The organism is Streptomyces glaucosporus (genome assembly GCF_039533345.1).
Classification (GTDB): domain Bacteria; phylum Actinomycetota; class Actinomycetes; order Streptomycetales; family Streptomycetaceae; genus Streptomyces; species Streptomyces glaucosporus.
In genome coordinates this window covers 81,013-97,234 of the sequence record NZ_BAAATJ010000009.1, presented here as the reverse complement: position 1 = coordinate 97,234, position 16,222 = coordinate 81,013, and the positions used below count along the sequence as shown (strand labels likewise).

The 16,222-nt window shown below is 74.5% G+C and carries 12 protein-coding genes; 8 read left to right on the top strand and 4 right to left on the bottom strand.

Going from position 1 to position 16,222, the window contains the following annotated elements:
* Positions 1–238: 238 nt before the first annotated feature.
* Entirely contained in the window at positions 239–1,687 is a 1,449-nt protein-coding gene (locus ABD358_RS12400) for a gamma-aminobutyraldehyde dehydrogenase (RefSeq protein WP_344631002.1), read from the top strand.
* Between the two features lie 986 nt (positions 1,688–2,673).
* On the opposite strand, the gene ABD358_RS12395 is transcribed toward ABD358_RS12400, so the two are convergent.
* Complete coding sequence (locus ABD358_RS12395) at positions 2,674–3,750, bottom strand: adenosine deaminase (RefSeq protein ID WP_344631001.1); 1,077 nt, start codon at positions 3,748–3,750, stop codon at positions 2,674–2,676.
* Positions 3,751–4,144: 394 nt separating this feature from the next.
* Between ABD358_RS12395 and ABD358_RS12390 the strand changes: the two genes are divergently transcribed.
* Positions 4,145–4,483, top strand: coding sequence for a DUF4190 domain-containing protein (locus tag ABD358_RS12390; RefSeq protein ID WP_344631000.1), 339 nt, complete (start codon positions 4,145–4,147; stop codon positions 4,481–4,483).
* A gap of 43 nt (positions 4,484–4,526) precedes the next feature.
* Positions 4,527–5,384, top strand: coding sequence for a DUF4190 domain-containing protein (locus ABD358_RS12385; protein WP_344630999.1), 858 nt, complete (start codon positions 4,527–4,529; stop codon positions 5,382–5,384).
* Here the strand turns inward: ABD358_RS12385 and ABD358_RS12380 are convergent.
* Positions 5,365–5,955 carry a phosphatase PAP2 family protein gene (locus ABD358_RS12380; RefSeq protein ID WP_344630998.1) on the bottom strand — a complete coding sequence of 197 codons (591 nt, stop codon included), beginning with the start codon at positions 5,953–5,955 and terminating at the stop codon, positions 5,365–5,367. The two genes, ABD358_RS12385 and ABD358_RS12380, sit on opposite strands and share 20 nt — an antisense overlap.
* Positions 5,956–6,277: 322 nt before the next feature.
* Positions 6,278–7,630: a 4-aminobutyrate--2-oxoglutarate transaminase gene (gene gabT / locus ABD358_RS12375; RefSeq protein ID WP_344630997.1), complete on the bottom strand. Its 1,353-nt coding sequence runs from the start codon at positions 7,628–7,630 to the stop codon at positions 6,278–6,280.
* Positions 7,631–7,839: 209 nt separating this feature from the next.
* Here gabT and ABD358_RS12370 point away from each other — a divergent pair, with 209 nt between their 5' ends.
* Both ABD358_RS12370 and ABD358_RS12365 read left to right on the top strand, forming a co-directional pair.
* Positions 7,840–9,999, top strand: coding sequence for an ATP-binding protein (locus ABD358_RS12370; protein ID WP_425576312.1), 2,160 nt, complete (start codon positions 7,840–7,842; stop codon positions 9,997–9,999).
* Positions 10,000–10,227: 228 nt separating this feature from the next.
* The gene (locus ABD358_RS12365; protein ID WP_344630995.1) at positions 10,228–11,913 is read left to right on the top strand and encodes a PucR family transcriptional regulator; all 1,686 of its coding nucleotides are present in this window, start codon (positions 10,228–10,230) and stop codon (positions 11,911–11,913) included.
* 30 nt (positions 11,914–11,943) lie between these two features.
* Here the strand turns inward: ABD358_RS12365 and ABD358_RS12360 are convergent, their stop codons facing one another.
* Positions 11,944–13,275: a M14 family metallopeptidase gene (locus ABD358_RS12360; RefSeq protein WP_344630994.1), complete on the bottom strand. Its 1,332-nt coding sequence runs from the start codon at positions 13,273–13,275 to the stop codon at positions 11,944–11,946.
* Between the two features lie 244 nt (positions 13,276–13,519).
* Between ABD358_RS12360 and ABD358_RS12355 the strand changes: the two genes are divergently transcribed.
* The 3 genes from ABD358_RS12355 (at position 13,520) to ABD358_RS12345 (ending at position 16,215) form a co-directional block, all read left to right on the top strand.
* Positions 13,520–14,974, top strand: a complete 1,455-nt coding sequence (locus ABD358_RS12355) for an aldehyde dehydrogenase family protein (RefSeq protein WP_344630993.1) — start codon at positions 13,520–13,522, stop codon at positions 14,972–14,974.
* Positions 14,975–15,071: 97 nt separating this feature from the next.
* Positions 15,072–15,638: a TetR/AcrR family transcriptional regulator gene (locus ABD358_RS12350; RefSeq protein ID WP_344630992.1), complete on the top strand. Its 567-nt coding sequence runs from the start codon at positions 15,072–15,074 to the stop codon at positions 15,636–15,638.
* 10 nt (positions 15,639–15,648) lie between these two features.
* Positions 15,649–16,215 (top strand): DUF4865 family protein, encoded by a 567-nt coding sequence (locus ABD358_RS12345; RefSeq protein ID WP_344630991.1) that lies wholly within the window; start codon positions 15,649–15,651, stop codon positions 16,213–16,215.
* The last annotated feature ends 7 nt before the right edge of the window (positions 16,216–16,222 follow it).

Sequence of the window (16,222 nt, the reverse complement as noted above, 5' to 3'; positions counted from 1 at the left end):
GCCAGGGGCATCGGTCACTGGCACCGTACGGACCGATACCCCGGCAAAGACGGCCGCCGGGCACGGGAACGGCCCGGTTTCCACCGAATGGGCCTTCGGCCGCCCGCCGTCCGTGGAGCGCGGGGGTCCGTCCGCGGCACCGGGGAGGAAGCCCCCGATGAGCGGGTATGTCGAAGAAGGGCTCCGATGGTTAGGGTGGGTGTCTCATCTATCGGACACCAGGGCAGGAGGTCGCGAAGTGGCCAGTGAACTGCGTCGGCTGCGCAACCACATCGGCGGAGAGTTCCGGGACGCCGCCGACGGGCGTACCAGCGAGGTGGTGAATCCGGCGACGGGTGAGGCGTACGCGACCGCGCCGCTGTCGGGGGCGGCCGACGTGGACGCGGCGACGGCCGCGGCCGAGGCGGCCTTCCCGGTGTGGCGGGACGCCACCCCCGGCACCCGGCAGCAGCTCCTGCTGAGGATCGCCGACGCGATGGAGGCACGGGGCGAGGAACTGCTGGCGGCCGAGTGCGAGAACACCGGCAAGCCGCTGGAGATGACCCGCACCGAGGAACTGCCGGTGATGATCGACCAGGTGCGGTTCTTCGCCGGGGCGGCGCGCATGCTGGAGGGCAAGGCGGCCGGGGAGTACATGGCGGGCATGACCTCGTTCGTCCGGCGGGAGCCGGTGGGGGTGTGCGCCCAGGTGACGCCGTGGAACTACCCGATGATGATGGCGGTGTGGAAGTTCGCCCCGGCGCTGGCGGCCGGCAACACCGTGGTCCTCAAGCCGTCGGACACCACGCCGGCGTCCACGGTGCTGCTGGCGGAGATCATCGGCGGGGTGCTGAGGGACATGGGCCTGCCGGGCGGGATCTTCAACGTGGTCTGCGGCGACCGGGAGACCGGCCGGCTGCTGGCGGAGCACCCCGTTCCGGCGATGGTGTCGATCACCGGCTCGGTCCGCGCCGGAACCGAGGTGGCCGGCAGCGCGGCCCGGGACGTCAAGCGGGTCCACCTGGAGCTGGGCGGCAAGGCGCCGTGCGTGGTCTTCGAGGACGCCGACATCGCGGCGGCGGTGGAGGGCATCCGCGACGGAGGGTTCTTCAACGCCGGACAGGACTGCACCGCGGCCACCCGGGTGCTGGTGCACGAGGCGGTGCACGACGAGTTCGTCGCGGCGCTGGCCAAGGCCGCCGCGGAGGTCAGGACCGGCGACCTCGACGACCCGGAGTGCTTCTACGGGCCGCTGAACAACCCCGGCCACCTGGCGAAGGTCACCGGCTTCATCGAGCGCCTGCCCTCCCACGCGAAGGTCGAGACCGGCGGCGAGCGGGTGGGGGAGAAGGGCTTCTTCTTCGCCCCCACCGTGGTCTCCGGGCTGCGGCAGGACGACGAGATCGTGCAGAACGAGGTGTTCGGCCCGGTCATCACCGTGCAGAAGTTCACCGACGAGGCCCAGGCGGTCGAGTGGGCCAACGGGGTGGAGTACGGGCTGGCCTCCTCGGTGTGGACGAAGGACCACGCCCGGGCGATGCGGATGTCGAGGGCGCTGGACTTCGGCTGCGTGTGGATCAACACCCACATCCCGCTGGTCGCCGAGATGCCGCACGGCGGGTTCAAGAAGTCCGGCTACGGCAAGGACCTCTCCGCCTACGGTCTGGAGGACTACACCCGTGTCAAGCACGTCATGACGGCGTTCTGACGCACCAGCGGCACACCGCTGCCGGCCCCCGCGTCCCCTTCCGGGGCGCGGGGGCCGCGACGCGCACCCGCCCGGGGGCGTGTAGTCGGCCGGCAACGCGGGGCGACCGAGCGGGGGAACGGACGGGGTGCGGCCGTGCGGTCCGGCCCCGTGCACAGGACGCGGTCCGGCACGGCGGCGGACGGCACGCGCACCACGGGGGAGCCGAAGACGTGAACACGCTCCCGCAGCCGCACCGGCCCGCAGACCCGCCCCCGCACACCGGCACGCCGGTACCGGGCGGGTGGTCCGGGCCGCCCCCGGTGACGCCCCCGCCGCGGCGGGGGCGGCGCGGGCAGGGGGATCGCCCTCGTCACCGCCGTGCCGGCACGTACCTCCTGTTCTGGGGAATCGCCGAGGCCCAGCGGCGGAACACACCGTCGCCCCCGGCCTCCGGCCCGGCCCGGGGCACGTCCTCACCCTGCCCCGGACCGTCGAGGACGGCAGGCTGTCCCCCACCGAGGACCTGGACGACACCTTCCGGAGGACCACCGGGTGGGGCGTGACGGTGGTGGCTGGACGCTACGGCGACGAGTCCGGTGGGGAAGAGGTGATGTACGCCGGGTTCCCCGGAGCCGTCGGCCGCTCGGAGGAGGCGCAGGAGAGCGTGCCCGACGGCCCGGAGGGGGTTCCTCCACGGACGTGGCCGTGCCCCGCCGGGAGATCGTCCCGGCCGGGTCCGGCGAGCCGCTGACGTGCGAGGTGCTGGTCAAGTCCGAGGGCGGCGGGGAGTGCACCGTCCCCGTGTGCGCCTGGGACGACCCCGGGGCCGTGGGCCCCGTCCTGGACGACAGCCACGGCACCCGCGCCCTGGCCGCCCGGGGACGTGGACCTCGGCGCCTTCGCCGAGCGGGCCGACGGCATCCGGGGCGAGGTGCGCGCGCAGGTCCGGTGACCCGGCCCCGGCCCCGGCTCGGGACCGGGGCAGGGATGGGCGTCCGCCCGGGTCAGGCCTGCCAGGAGGCGAGGTGCGCGTCGATCTCGGCGAGGAGGGACGTCTTGACGGCATCGGGGGCGAAGGAGGCCGTCACGGCGTTCTTCGCCAGCGCCGCCACTCCCGCCGCGTCCAGCCCCAGCAGGCGTGCGGCGATCTCGTACTCGGTGCACAGGTCGGTGCCGAACATCGGGGGGTCGTCGCTGTTGATCGTGACCAGGACGCCCGCCTTGACCATCTCCGTCACCGGGTGCTCGTCCAGCGAGGCGACGGCGCGGGTGGCGAGGTTGGAGGTCGGGCAGACCTCCAGCGGAATCTGGTGCTCCGCCAGGTACTCCAGCAGCTTCGGATCGCGCGGGGCACTGGTGCCGTGGCCGATGCGCTCGGCGCGCAGGGAGGTCAGGGCGTCCCAGACGGTCTGCGGGCCGGTGGTCTCGCCGGCGTGCGGGACGCTGTGGAGGCCGTTGGCGATGGCACGGTCGAAGTACGGCTTGAACTGCGGGCGGGGCACCCCGATCTCCGGGCCGCCCAGCCCGAAGGAGACCAGGCCCTCCGGCCGCAGCTCGCAGGCCAGCCGGGCGGTCTCCTCGGCGGACTCCAGGCCCGCCTCGCCGGGGATGTCGAAGCACCACCGCAGGACGACGCCCAGCTCGGCCTCGGCGGCCCGGCGGGCGTCCTCGATCGCCTCCATGAAGGCGACCTCGGGTATCCCGCGCCGCGTCGAGCTGTAGGGGGTGACGGTCAGCTCGGCGTAGCGGATGTTCTGGCGGGCCATGTCCCGGGCGACCTCGTAGGTCAGCAGCCGGACGTCCTCGGCGTCGCGGACCAGGTCCACCACCGACAGGTAGACCTCGATGAAGTGGGCGAAGTCACGGAAGGTGAAGTACTCCGCGAGCGCCTCCGGATCGGTCGGAACCGCCGGATCCGGGTGCCGGGCGGCCAGCTCGGCGACGATGCGGGGAGAGGCGGAGCCGACGTGGTGGACGTGCAGTTCGGCCTTGGGGAGACCGGCGATGAAGGCGGACAGGTCGCCGGTGCCGGTGCCGGGGTTGGACAAGGTTCCTCCAGACGGAAGCGGAAGCCCGGCCATGGTAGGCGGGCGACGGGGAGCCGCACACGGGGAGCACCCGCGGGACCGCCCCCGCGCCCGCGCGTACGATGACCGGACGCGCCATGAGGAGGGGGACATGCCGGACAGCCGGAAACCACCACGGTACGACGCACCGGGGGACGGCCCCGGCCCGGGGACACCCCCCGGCGGGCCGCCGCAGCCGCACGGGGGCCCGCCCGCCGGACCCCCGCCGTACGGGACCGGCCCCCGGCCGGCTCCCTCCGCGCCCGTGCCGCCGCCCGCGCCCGTCCCCGGTCACGGCGCCGGCGGGTACGGGCCGAGCGGATACGGCCCCGTCCCCGGCCACGGATACGGTCCCGGCTGGGCGCCGCTCCCGCCGCCACCGCCGACCAGCGGCATCTGCACCGCGGCGATGGTCGTCGGCGTCGTCGGCGTCTTCCTGGTCACCACCGTCTACTTCGCGGTCTTCGCCGTCATCGTCGGACCCGTCGCCGTCGGGCTGGGGATCTCGGCACGCCGCAAGGTCAAACGGGGCGAGGCGCACGGCAGCGGCTTCGCCACGGCCGGGCTCGTCATGGGGATCGTCTCCTCCGTGATCGGCGCCGCGGTCATCGCGCTGATCGTCATCGCCTTCGCTCTCGCGGGAGACGGCGGGGGGAGCGGCGACCCGTGGGAGGACGGCGGCACCTTCCGCGCGGGAGCCGTCGCCGCCGACCGGGACGCGGAGCGGGGGCCGACGGCCAGGGTGTGACCGCACCCCTCATAAGCTGGGGCTTTCGTGGAGGAGGTCCCCCGTGACACCCGAGCAGCACCCGAACGTGTTCGCCGCCCCCGACCCGTACCGGCACCCCCACGAGGCGGCCCGGACGGCCCCTTGGGGCGGGGCGGCCCACGGAGGGTACGGCTGGGCGCCTCCGCCGCGGCCGCGCAATGGCCTCGGTCTGGCCGCGCTGGTCACGGGCGCCGTCGGAGCCGGTGTGGGGATGACGGTCGTCCTCAGCCCGCTCGGAGTGGTACTCGGCGCCGTGGCCATGGTTCTGGGCGTCCTCGGACTGCGGCGCGTCAGGACGGGAGCGGCCGACAACCGCGGACAGGCGATGGCCGGGCTGTGGACGGGCGCGGGCGCGACCCTGGTCTCGGCGGCGCTGTCGGTGGTACTGGTCCTCGGTGTCGCCGGCATGTTCGACTTCGTCGAAGTGTCCTCCGACGCCGGTACCGCCGACATCCCGGCAGTGGCCGGGGAGACCGTGGTCTACGACGACGGACTCACCGTCGTGGCCGCCGAGGCGGCGGTGGAGCCCGGGCCCGAGGAGGCCCGCGTCGTGCTCACGCTCACGCTCGCCAACGACGGACGGGAGACGGCCGACCTGCGGGACGGCGACCTGGAGATATACCTCGACGGCTCCCTGGTGCCGGCCGGCGGCATCGCCCAGCCCGTGCCCGCCCCGGCCGAACTGGCGCCCGGCGCACGGGCGACGGTGGAGCTCGCCCTCCAGGCACCGGAGGACACGGGACTCCTGGGCCTCGACTACGCCCCCGGCCTCGACTACGACTACGGCTTCTGGGAGTTCGACCTCCCCGGCGGGGACGGCACGGGGGAGACCGGCGGACAGGACGGGGAACCCGACGAGGTCACGGCCGTCTCCCTGTGAACGTCCCCCGGTGACGGGAGCCGGCCCGGACGGCCGCCAGCAGCGGCACGCCCAGGCACCAGCTGCCCAGCACGTCCAGCGGCCAGTGGTACCCGCGCCACACCAGCCCCGCGCCCACCGCCGCGCAGACCAGCACGGCGAGAGCCGCCAGCAGCCGCCGCACGCGTGAGCGGACGTACGGCAGCACCAGCAGCACGGCGCCGCCGTACGCCACCACGGCCGTCGCCGCGTGTCCCGAGGGGAAGTACTCCGTGCCGCCGAGCGGGCCGGGCCGGCCGGTCAGCGCCTTCAGCGGCGCCACCACGGCCGGTACGGCCGCCATGGCGAGGGCAGCCGCCAGCGGCGGACCCCACCGGCGTTCCCGCACCCCCGCCCAGAGCAGCGCCGCGGCCAGGACGGGCAGCGCGACCTCCACATTGCCCAGATCGGCGAGGAACTCGGCGAAGGGGGACGGCGGGGCGCCCGACCTCAGCCGGCGGGCCAACCGCTCGTCCGCGTCCGCCAGCGGCCCGTCGGCCACCACCTGCCAGGCGACGGCGGCGAAGAGCAGCAGGGGCAGCAGCACCGGCACGACCGCGGACCGGACGGGGGGCGGGGCGGGGACAGCACGGGACGGCGGCCCCGGAACAGGGGGGAGGGTTCCGGGGCCGCCGTGACGACCGGTCACCGCACGCCCCGGGGGGTATGGGGCGGGCGGCTGTCCGATCGGTGAGGAACGTGCGCGAGGGCACGGCCGGACCGGATGAGGGGAATCACCGGCTCGGCACCGCCCGCGGTCGCCCGCGGACGGGGCACTGCGTTCTTCCGGGAAAGACCGTACGACAGGCGGCGGGCGGTGGACAGGCATGTCACCGCAAGGCCATCGCCCTCCCACACATTCTTCACGCGGCTCCTCACTCCAGGCCGGCGAAGGCCTCCTCCAGCACGTCCAGGCCCTCGTTCAGCAGATCCTCGCCGATGACCAGGGGCGGGAGGAAGCGGATCACATTGCCGTAGGTGCCGGCGGTCAGCACCAGCACACCGGCCTGGTGGCAGTGGCCGGCGACGGCGGCCGCGGCCCCCGGGTTCGGCTTCTTGGTGCCCGGCTCGACCAGCTCGACGGCGAGCATGGCACCCCGGCCGCGGACGTCGCCGATGATGCCGAACTTCTCCTGCAGCGCGGTCAGGCGGCCCTTCATGACCTCCTCGATGCGCCGGGCCCTGGCGTTGAGGTCCAGTTCGCGCATCGTCTCGATGGCGCCCAGCGCCGCGGCGCAGGCCACCGGGTTGCCGCCGTAGGTGCCGCCCAGCCCGCCGCCGTGCACGGCGTCCATGATCTCGGCGCGCCCGGTGACGGCCGCCAGCGGCAGGCCGCCGGCGATGCCCTTGGCGGTGGTGATCAGGTCCGGGACGATGCCCTCGTCCTCGCAGGCGAACCACTGGCCGGTGCGGCAGAAACCGGACTGGATCTCGTCGGCGACGAAGACGATCCCGTGGTCCGCGGCGAACTGCCGGATCGCGGGCAGGAAGCCCTTGGCCGGCTCGATGAAGCCGCCCTCGCCCAGGACCGGCTCGATGACGATCGCGGCCACGTTCTCGGCCCCGACCTGCTTGACGATCCTGTCGATCGCCTCCGCGGCGGCCTCCTCCGCGCAGTTCTCCGGGCCGGTGGGCCAGCGGAAGGGGTAGGCCACCGGCACCCGGTAGACCTCGGGCGCGAACGGCCCGAAGCCGTTCTTGTAGGGCATGTTCTTCGCCGTCAGCGCCATGGTGAGGTTGGTGCGGCCGTGGTAGGCGTGGTCGAAGACGACGACGGCCTGCCGCCCGGTGTACGCCCGGGCGATCTTCACGGCGTTCTCGACGGCCTCGGCACCCGAGTTGAACAGGGCCGACTTCTTGGCGTGGTCGCCGGGGGTGAGCTTCGCCAGCTCCTCGCAGACCTCGACGTAGAGCTCGTACGGGGTCACCATCGCGCAGGTGTGGGTGAACAGCTCCAGCTGGGCGGAGGCCCGGCGCACCACGGCCTCCGCGCTGTTGCCGACCGAGGTCACGGCGATGCCGGAGCCCAGGTCGATGAAGGAGTTGCCGTCGACGTCCTCCAGGACACCGCCCCCGGCGCGGGCCGCGAACACGGGCAGGGTGGTGCTGACACCCCCCGCCACGGCCGCCTGCTTGCGAGCCATCAGCTCCTGCGACTTCGGCCCGGGGATCGCGGTGACGACGCGGCGCTCCTGGGGGAGGCCGGGGCCTCCGGACAGTTCGGTCATGGCGGGCTCCTCGGTATGAAGGGGTGCTGCTCCTCCGCAGGCTAGGGGGAGGGAAACGGCACTGGCATGCACCGCCGAGGAGAAGTGACCGTGTCGTGTTGGCCGCTGTGGACATGACCGGCTCCGCACGGCGGTCAACTGCCCGGCCCGGAGACTAGATTGGGACGGTGGACGGGCGAGGACGTGCCGGACGAGGAGCAGAGCTGCGGATGGTCGGCGACGGGGCGTACGGAGCAGGGGACGCACGGGACTCGCGGGGGGCGCGGGGAGGAGCGGAGGCCGTACCGGCGATGCCGCCGGTCCCGCCGGTGCCCCCGATGCCGCGGCAGGCACCCGCCGCCGGGCCGCCCCTGGACGAGTGGCTGCGCACTCCGCGGCCCGAGGCCGGACCGGGCATCTGGCGGTACGGGCACCGGCCGAGGCCGCCGGAGGACCCCGACCGGCTGGACGACCGGCAGCTGCTGGGGGGCGCGGCGCTGGCGCTGCTGTGCGGACTGCTGGTGTGGTCGCTGTGTTGGAACGGCTACATCAAGGTGTGGCTGTGGCCGTTGCTGTGGACCACACCCGACTCCTGGCGTGAACCTGGAGGGGACCACGCCGCTTGGACCCGTGCCGCGCAAATTTACGAGTACGCATTCACCATCATTTACTTCCTGGTCGTTGTGAAAATTGCCCGTGGCGGCGAGGTATGGCGCCGCTACGTACGCCCGCGGCTGTCCGGCCGGGCCGGTGGGCCCGCCGGGACCGACGCCCCGGTGGCCGTGCCCGAGGGCGGCCCCGGCGATCCGGCTCTGTGGCCCCGGCTGAGGGCCGTCGGTGAGCACGCCGCCGCGGACCGTTTGGCCGCCGAGGTCCACGCCGGGCGGATGAACGACGTGGACTACGTCCGCATCGATCGCGCCTGGCAGTCGGTGCGGGCGCAGCCGGCCCACCTGCCGGCCTTCGCCGAGGCCGTGCTGGGACAGGGCGCCGCCGCCTTCGTCCATCCTTCCGGCGACCGGGACCTGCCCGTCCGGGCGGCGCGGCACGATCTGCTGACCGGGCAGGTGCGGCTGGGGGCCGCGCCCGACGAGGACCGCAACCCGTACGCCTACCGGGGTGTCTCCCTCGCGCTGGAGCCCGCGCTGCTGAGCACCTCGATGCTGGTGGTGGGGCCCTCGGCCGCGGGGAAGACCAGCCGTGTGGTGCGGCCCGTGGTGGAGTCCCTCGCCCTCCAGGCGCTCGCCGGGCGGGCCGCGGTGGTCGCCGTGGGCGCGGCGGGGGCCGGGCTGGGCCCGGACGGCGCCTACGACGTGGTGGTCCGGCTCGGCAGTCCCGATTCCTCCCACGACCTGGACCTCTACGGCGGCACAGAGGACCCGGACGAGGCCGCCGCCGTCCTGGCCGAGGCGCTGGTCGGCGACGCGCCGGGCGGTCCGGGCGTCCAGGGGAGCGAGGCCGACACCCGCCGTGCCGCCACCGCGCTCGCCCAGTTGATCGGTCCCTACCGGGCCGCGCACGGACGTTTCCCCTCCGTGCCCGAACTGCGCGAACTGCTGGACGGGGTACCGGTGGCGCTCGCCTCGCTGCGCCAGGCGTGCGAGGCCGCCGGGGACGGGGCCGCCCTGCGCGAACTGGACGCGCGGGAGCGGCAGTCCGGGCGGCCGGGTGACCCGGGGCCGCTGCTCGCCGACCGGATCGCGCTGCTGGACCGGCCGGCGTTCGCCGGTTTCTTCGACACCAGCGGTACCACCCGCCCCTTCGCCATGCGGGATCTGGAGCATCCGCTGAGAGTGCGGATCGACCTGCCCGAGCGCGGGCACGCGGAGGCGTCCCACCTGCTGGCCCGGCTGCTGCTGGCCCAGTTCACCGCCTGTGCCCGGACCCGCGACGAGCGTTCGCTCTTCGCCTGCCTGGTGCTCGACGACGCCGCGCACACCCTCACGCCCTCCTCGGTGCGCGCTGTCCAGCGGCTGCGGACGGCGAACGCGGGTGTGGTGCTGGCGCTGCGCAGTCTGGACGAGGTGCCCGAGCCGCTGCGGGCGGCGGCGGTCGGGGCGGTCGGCTGCCGGGTGGTGCTCTCCGGTGTGAGCACCTGGGACGGCGAGGTGTTCGCGCAGGCGTGGGGCCGGGAGTGGGTGAAGACCGAGGACGTCACCCACAATCCCGACTTCTCCGGAGGGCTGCTCAAGCGCGCTGTGCGGGGCGTCCGCGCCCTGTTCACGGGGGTGCGGGCGACGACGAAGTCGGTCACGGTGCGCACGGTGCAGCGCGAGCGGTGGTCCGCCTCGGACCTGGCGCACAAGGTGCCGCCGGGCCATGCGGTGGTGTCGCTCACCACCGTCCGCGGTGAGGCGAGTCCGCCGGTCCTGGCCAGGCTCGGGGAGTGACCGGGGCGGGAGCCGGAGGGCGGCGGGGGAGAGGCGGGGGAGAGGGGGCCGCGGAGCGCGAGGGGGGCGCGTGGGGGTGCGGGCGGCTGTACGGTTGGGCATGGTCCGGCCCTGTCCTCACTGCTGTTCGTCCATGAAGTCACGTCCGAGAAGCCGTCACGCCCCATCCCGCCTGCCGGGTGCCGCAGCGGAAGGCGGCGGTCCGCCGGAAAGGGCACCAGATCGGCCATGCCTCTCACCCTCGCCTCGCTGGTCCAGCGCTCCGCCCTCAGACTCACCGTCCTCGCCGGCGAGAGCCGGCTGGACACCCCCGTGCGCTGGGCGCACGTGAGCGAGCTGGTCGATCCCGTGCCGTATCTGGAGGGCGGGGAGCTGCTGCTGATCACGGCGATGAAGCTGGACGTGGAGGACCAGGACGCGATGCGCCGCTACGTCGGGCGGCTGGACTCCGCCGGCGTGGTCGGGCTGGGCTTCGCGGCCGGGGTCAGCCACGAGAAGGTGCCGCGGACGCTGGTCACGGCCGCGCGGGAGGCCGACTTCCCGCTGCTGGAGGTGCCCCGGCGCACTCCTTTCCTGGCCATCAGCAAGGCGGTCTCGGCGGCCGTGGCGGCCGACCAGTACCAGGCGGTCACCGAGGGCTTCGAGGCGCAGCGCGAGCTGACCCGTGCCGCGCTGTCCGCGGAGGGCCCGGCCGCCCTGCTGGCGAGGCTGGCCGCCCAGGTCGACGGCTGGGCCGCGCTCTACGACGTCTCGGGCGCGCTGGTCGCGGCCGCCCCCGGCTGGGCGTCCCGCCGCGCCGCTCGGATGACCGGCGAGGTGGAGCGGCTGTGCGACCGGCCCGCGCCCGCGAGCGCCGTGGTGAGCGAGTCCGGCGGCGACGGTGTGGACGACCGGGTGGAGTTGCAGTCGATCGGGTCCGGGCGGCGGCCCCGGGCGGTGCTCGCGGTCGGCACGGGCGCGCCGCTGGGCACCGCCGAGCGGTACGCGGTCAACTCCGCCGTGGCCCTGCTGACTTTGACCACCGAGCGGTCCCGTGCCCTGCAGGAGGCCGAGCAGCGGCTGGGCGCGGCGGTGCTGCGGATGCTGATGGCCGGGGAGGCCGACCACGCCAGGGCGGTCGCCGGCTCGCTCTACGGGGGGTTGCTGGACGCTCCGCTGCGGGTGGTCGTGGCGGAGGGCGCCTCCGCCGCCGGGCGGCGGCGCTCCTCCAAGGGCCCGAAGGGCCGCGCGGGCGGGCTGGAGGCCGGGACCGCCGGGGAGCGGGAGGAGGCGGGCGGTCTGCCCGCGGGGGTGGAGGCGCTCGCCGACCGGCTGGAGGCGGCCGCCGCCCGGGCGGGGGAGCCCGTCCTGCTGGTGCCGCAGGGCGACCGGCTGACGGGGCTGGTGGCCGACGGCGGGGCGGCGGCGGCCGCCTGCGCGGAGTTCGCCGCCGGGGCCGGGACGGCCGGCAAGGGCGGCCCGGAGTACGGCGCGGTCGTCGGTGTCTCGGCGCCCGCCGGGCTCTCCGCCGCGGCCGCCGCCTTCAGACAGGCCCAGCAGGCGCTCTCCGTGGCCCGCCGCCGGGGCCGGGTGCTCGTCGAGCACGAGGACGTGGCCTCCGGGTCGGTGCTTCCGCTGCTCGCCGACGACGCCGTACGGGCCTTCGCGGACGGTCTGCTGCGGGCGCTGCACGAGCACGACGCGCACGGCCGCGGCGATCTGGTCGCCTCGCTGCACGCCTGGCTGTCGCGGCACGGGCAGTGGGACGCGGCCGCCGACGACCTCGGCGTCCACCGGCACACCCTCCGCTACCGGATGCGGCGGGTGGAGGAGATCCTCGGCCGGTCGCTGGACGATCCGGACGTGCGGATGGAGCTGTGGCTGGCGCTCAAGGCGACGGCGGCGGTGCCGCCCCCGTCCCGGGAGGACCGCTGAGGTCCGGAGGGACGGGAGCGGGGAGCCGGGTCAGGAGGCGCAGTACTGCGCCGCCTTGCCGATCGAGCGGTACATGCAGTCGGCGTTCTCCAGCAGCAGGAGGACGGCGTCCTCGTTGCGGCTGGTCTCCCGCTCGATCACCTCGTCGGGCGGGTAGAAGCCCTCACGTCCGTTCGGCCCGGGGTACATCTCGAACGTGTAGCTGAAGACGCGGTGCACGCCCCACATCCAGTCGTTGACGGAGCCGTCCGTGATGTACAGGTCGCTGGACTGCTGGGGGGTGTAGCCGTTGCTGGCGGCCATCGCCCGGCCGACGGCGGCGAAGGCGTCGCGGTCGTCCCGGGTGAGGCCCTCGGCGGTGTCGTCGTAGGTGTAGCCGTAGGGCCACAGCACCAGCTCGCTGTAGGTGTGGAAGTCGATGTGCGCCCTGATCTGCTGCTTGCCGCCGACGACCCGGCTGTTGACGAAGCCGGCGACGACCTTCACCTCGGTGCCGGAGCCGGCGGACGGGCCGCGGTAGGTGGCGCTGGAGGGGCTGGAGGAGGAGCCTCCGCAGCAGCCCCACTTGTAGGGCCAGTTGCGGTTGAGGTCGGTGCCGACGTAGGAGGAGCCGGGGGTGGGCTGGCGGTTCTTGCGCCAGCTCCGGTAGCTGCCGGCGGCGATGTCGTACTCGCCGCCGTCGGGGTTCAGGTCGGGGATGATCCACAGCTCGCGCTGGTTCACCATCCGGGTGATGCGGGAGTCCGAGCCGTACCGTTCGCCGAACTCGCGGATCACGTAGAGCGCCATCTCGACGGTGAGGTGCTCGCGGGCGTGCTGGTGGTGGGTGAACAGCACCTCCGGTTCGTTCTCGTCGGCGGCGGCGTTGTCGCTGATCTTGACGGCGACGATGTCGCGGCCCTGGTGGGACTTGCCGATGACCTTCTTGGTGATGATGTCCGGGTACTTCCGGGCGTACCCGTCGATCGCCGCGGTCATCTCGGCGTAGTTGTGGTAGCCGGAGTCGGCGGAGGGGAAGTCGAGGGTGTTCGCCTCTCCCTTTGCCGCCGTCCGGTCCGGCGGTGCGGGGAGCGGGGTGAGGCGGTGGCCCGCCTTCCGCAGCTTCTCGGCCTGCGCGGCGTCGGCGGTGACCACCACCGAGTGCTCGCGGACCGCGTCGATCGCCGCGCCGGTGCGGGCGATGGCCGTGCGCCGGCCGGGGTCGGCGACCCCGGTGATCTCGTACTGCCGCTCCCCGGCGGCGGTCCGCCGGTCGTCGTCGCCGGGGGCGGCGGTGGCCTGCGCCCCGAGCGGTACGGCCAGTGCGAGGCCGAGGAACAGGGCCGCGGTGGTGAACCGCCGCCGGTGGGGGTGTCTGCGCATCGCGTCTCCTGGGGTGTCCAGTCCGACGGGTGGGGGTGGTGCGTGCGGTGTCATGCTCGCGGCAAACAAAGCGGGGGGCAACCGCACCGTTCCGCCAAAGCGGTGCAAGAGGAGGCCGGACTGCGACGCGCCGGACAAGGATCCCTCGCGGGCGCGGCCCCTACGGTGGGACCGGGGCCCGCCGCACCGTGGCCGGGCCGACCACCGTTCACCGCACACCACCTGGGAAGGGCCGGGATACGCAGTGACCACAGCGACACCCACGCACGCGTTCTGGCTCGCCGGCCGCGAGGCGACCGGCGACGAGACCTTCGAGGTCACCTCGCCCTGGGACGGCCGGACCGTCGGCACCGTCGGCGTCCCCACCGAGGCCCAGGTCGAGCAGGCCGTGGCCGCCGCGGCCGAGTCGGCCGCCGAGTTCGCGGCCACCCCCGCGCACGTGCGTGTCGCAGCCCTGGACCACGTCGTACGGCGTCTCACCGAGCGCGCCGAGGAGGTCGCACGGCTGATCTCCGCCGAGAACGGCAAGCCCGTCAAGTGGGCCCGCGGCGAGGTCGCCCGGGCCGTGTCGGTCTTCCGCTGGGCCGCCGAGGAGGCCCGCCGCTTCAACGGCGGCACCGCCCAGCGGCTGGACACCGACGCGGGCGGCACCGGCCGCCTCGCCCTGATCCGCCGTTTCCCGCGCGGCCCGGTGCTGGGCATCGCGCCGTTCAACTTCCCCCTCAACCTGAGCGCCCACAAGGTGGCCCCGGCCATCGCGGTCGGCGCGCCGATCATCCTCAAGCCCGCCCCGGCGACCCCGCTGTCCTCGCTGCTGCTGGGCGAGCTGCTGGCCGAGACGGACCTGCCCGCCGGCTCCTGGTCGGTGCTGCCCGTGCCCAACGACCGCATGCCCTCCCTGGTGCGGGACGAGCGGCTGCCGGTGGTCTCCTTCACCGGTTCGGGCCCCGTCGGCTGGTCCATCCTGGACTCCGTGCCCCGCAAACGGGTCACCCTGGAGCTGGGCGGCAACGCCGCGGCCGTGGTGCTGGCCGACTGGTCCTCGGAGGCCGACCTGGACCGGGCCGCGCAGCGCATCGCGACCTTCTCCAACTACCAGGGCGGCCAGTCCTGCATCTCCGTCCAGCGCGTCATCGCCGACGCCTCGGTGTACGACCGCCTGGTGCCCAGGATCGTCGCCGCGGTCGAGGCGCAGGTCACCGGCGACCCGTCGGACGACGCCACCGACGTCGGCCCGCTGATCAGCGAGGACGCCGCCAAGCGCGTGGAGTCCTGGGTGGACGAGGCGGTCGCCGCCGGGGCGAGGCTGCTGACCGGCGGCAAGCGCGACGGCGCCTCCTACGCCCCCACCGTGCTCGCCGACGTCCCCGCCGACGCCACGATCGCCTGCGAGGAGGTCTTCGGCCCCGTGCTGACCGTCGCCTCCGCCGACGGCGAGGAAGCCGCCTTCGCCGCGGTCAACGAGTCCCGGTACGGCCTTCAGGCGGGTGTGTTCACCCATGACGTGCAGGCGGCCTTCCGTGCCCACCGCGCCCTGGAGGTCGGCGGTGTGATCATCGGCGACGTGCCCTCCTACCGCGCGGACCAGATGCCCTACGGCGGCGCCAAGGAGTCCGGCGTCGGGCGCGAGGGCGTGCTGTACGCGATGGAGGACTACACCTACGAGCGGGTCATGGTCCTCACCGGCCTGGAGCTGTAGCGGGATCCGCGTTCCGCGCCGGCCGGGACGCGCACACCGCCCGTCCCGGCCGCTTCCGTCTTGACGATCTGTACATACCAGTAGGTACAGTCCTGGTGTGAGCACCGCGGAGAGACTGATCGAGGCCACGCAGGAACTGCTCTGGGAGCGCGGGTACGTGAGCACCAGCCCCCGGGCCATCCAGCAGCGCTCGGGCGTCGGCCAGGGCAGCATGTACCACCACTTCGAGGGCAAGCCCGCCCTGGCGCTGGCCGCCGTCCGCCGCAGCGCCGAGCAGCTGCGCGCCGCCGCCGAGGCCGACCTGGGAGGGGAGGGGAGCGCGGCCGGCCGCGTCCGGGCGTACCTGCGGCGGGAGCGCTCCGTCCTGCGCGGCTGCCGCATCGGCGGGCTGGCCCAGGACCCGGACGTCGTCGCCGACCCCGAGCTGCGCCGCCCCCTGGAGGAGACCTTCGGCTGGCTGCGCGGACGGATCGCCGCCGTACTCGAAGAGGGCCGCCGGCGCGGGGAGTTCACCGCGCCGCTCGATCCGGCCGCCACCGCGGCGGCGATCGTCGCGGTCGTCCAGGGCGGGTACGTCCTCGCCCGCTCCGCCGCGTCCCCCGAGCCCTTCCGGCAGGCCGTCGAGGGACTGATCGCCCTGCTCGACGCCCACACCGCCCCCTGAGGAGGCACCCGTGCACGCCATGCAGTACGAGATCACCCTGCCCGCGGACTACGACATGGACATCGTCCGCGAGCGCGTCGCCACCCGGGGCCGCGCCCTCGACGGCCACCCCGGGCTCGCCTTCAAGGCCTATCTGATCCGTGAGCGCGGCACGGCGGGATCCCCCGTCAACCAGTACGCCCCCTTCTACCTCTGGCACGACCCCGGTGCGCTGACCGGCTTCCTGCGCGGCTCCGGCTTCCGCGGGCTCAGCGCCGACTTCGGACGCCCGGCCGTACGGAACTGGCACGGCCTCGCCCTGGAGCCCGGCCCCGCGCAGGGCGCCGCTCCGCGCGCCGCCGAACGACTGACGTACGCGATCGGGGAGGACGAGGACGCCGCCGAGCGCGTCGAGCGGGCGCTGGAGGAGACGCGCGAGGCCGCCCGCGAGCCCGGGACGCACTCCGTCGTGCTCGGACTCGACCCGCACCGCTGGGAGCTGGCCCGCCTCGTCCTGCTGGAGGGGAGGCGGGAGGAGCGGGGCGCGTCCCAAGGCGCCCGCTACGAGGTCCTCCACCTGTCCGAGGGAACGCGCTGAGGGCGGT

Coding starts and splice junctions, on each gene's coding strand:
- ABD358_RS12395 (WP_344631001.1), bottom strand. CDS start 3,750: ATGGCCGGGCTTCCGCTTCCGTCTGGAGGAACCTTGTCCAACCCCGGC.
- ABD358_RS12390 (WP_344631000.1), top strand. CDS start 4,145: ATGGTCGTCGGCGTCGTCGGCGTCTTCCTGGTCACCACCGTCTACTTC.
- gabT (WP_344630997.1), bottom strand. CDS start 7,630: ATGACCGAACTGTCCGGAGGCCCCGGCCTCCCCCAGGAGCGCCGCGTC.
- ABD358_RS12370 (WP_425576312.1), top strand. CDS start 7,840: ATGGTCGGCGACGGGGCGTACGGAGCAGGGGACGCACGGGACTCGCGG.
- ABD358_RS12365 (WP_344630995.1), top strand. CDS start 10,228: ATGCCTCTCACCCTCGCCTCGCTGGTCCAGCGCTCCGCCCTCAGACTC.
- ABD358_RS12360 (WP_344630994.1), bottom strand. CDS start 13,275: ATGCGCAGACACCCCCACCGGCGGCGGTTCACCACCGCGGCCCTGTTC.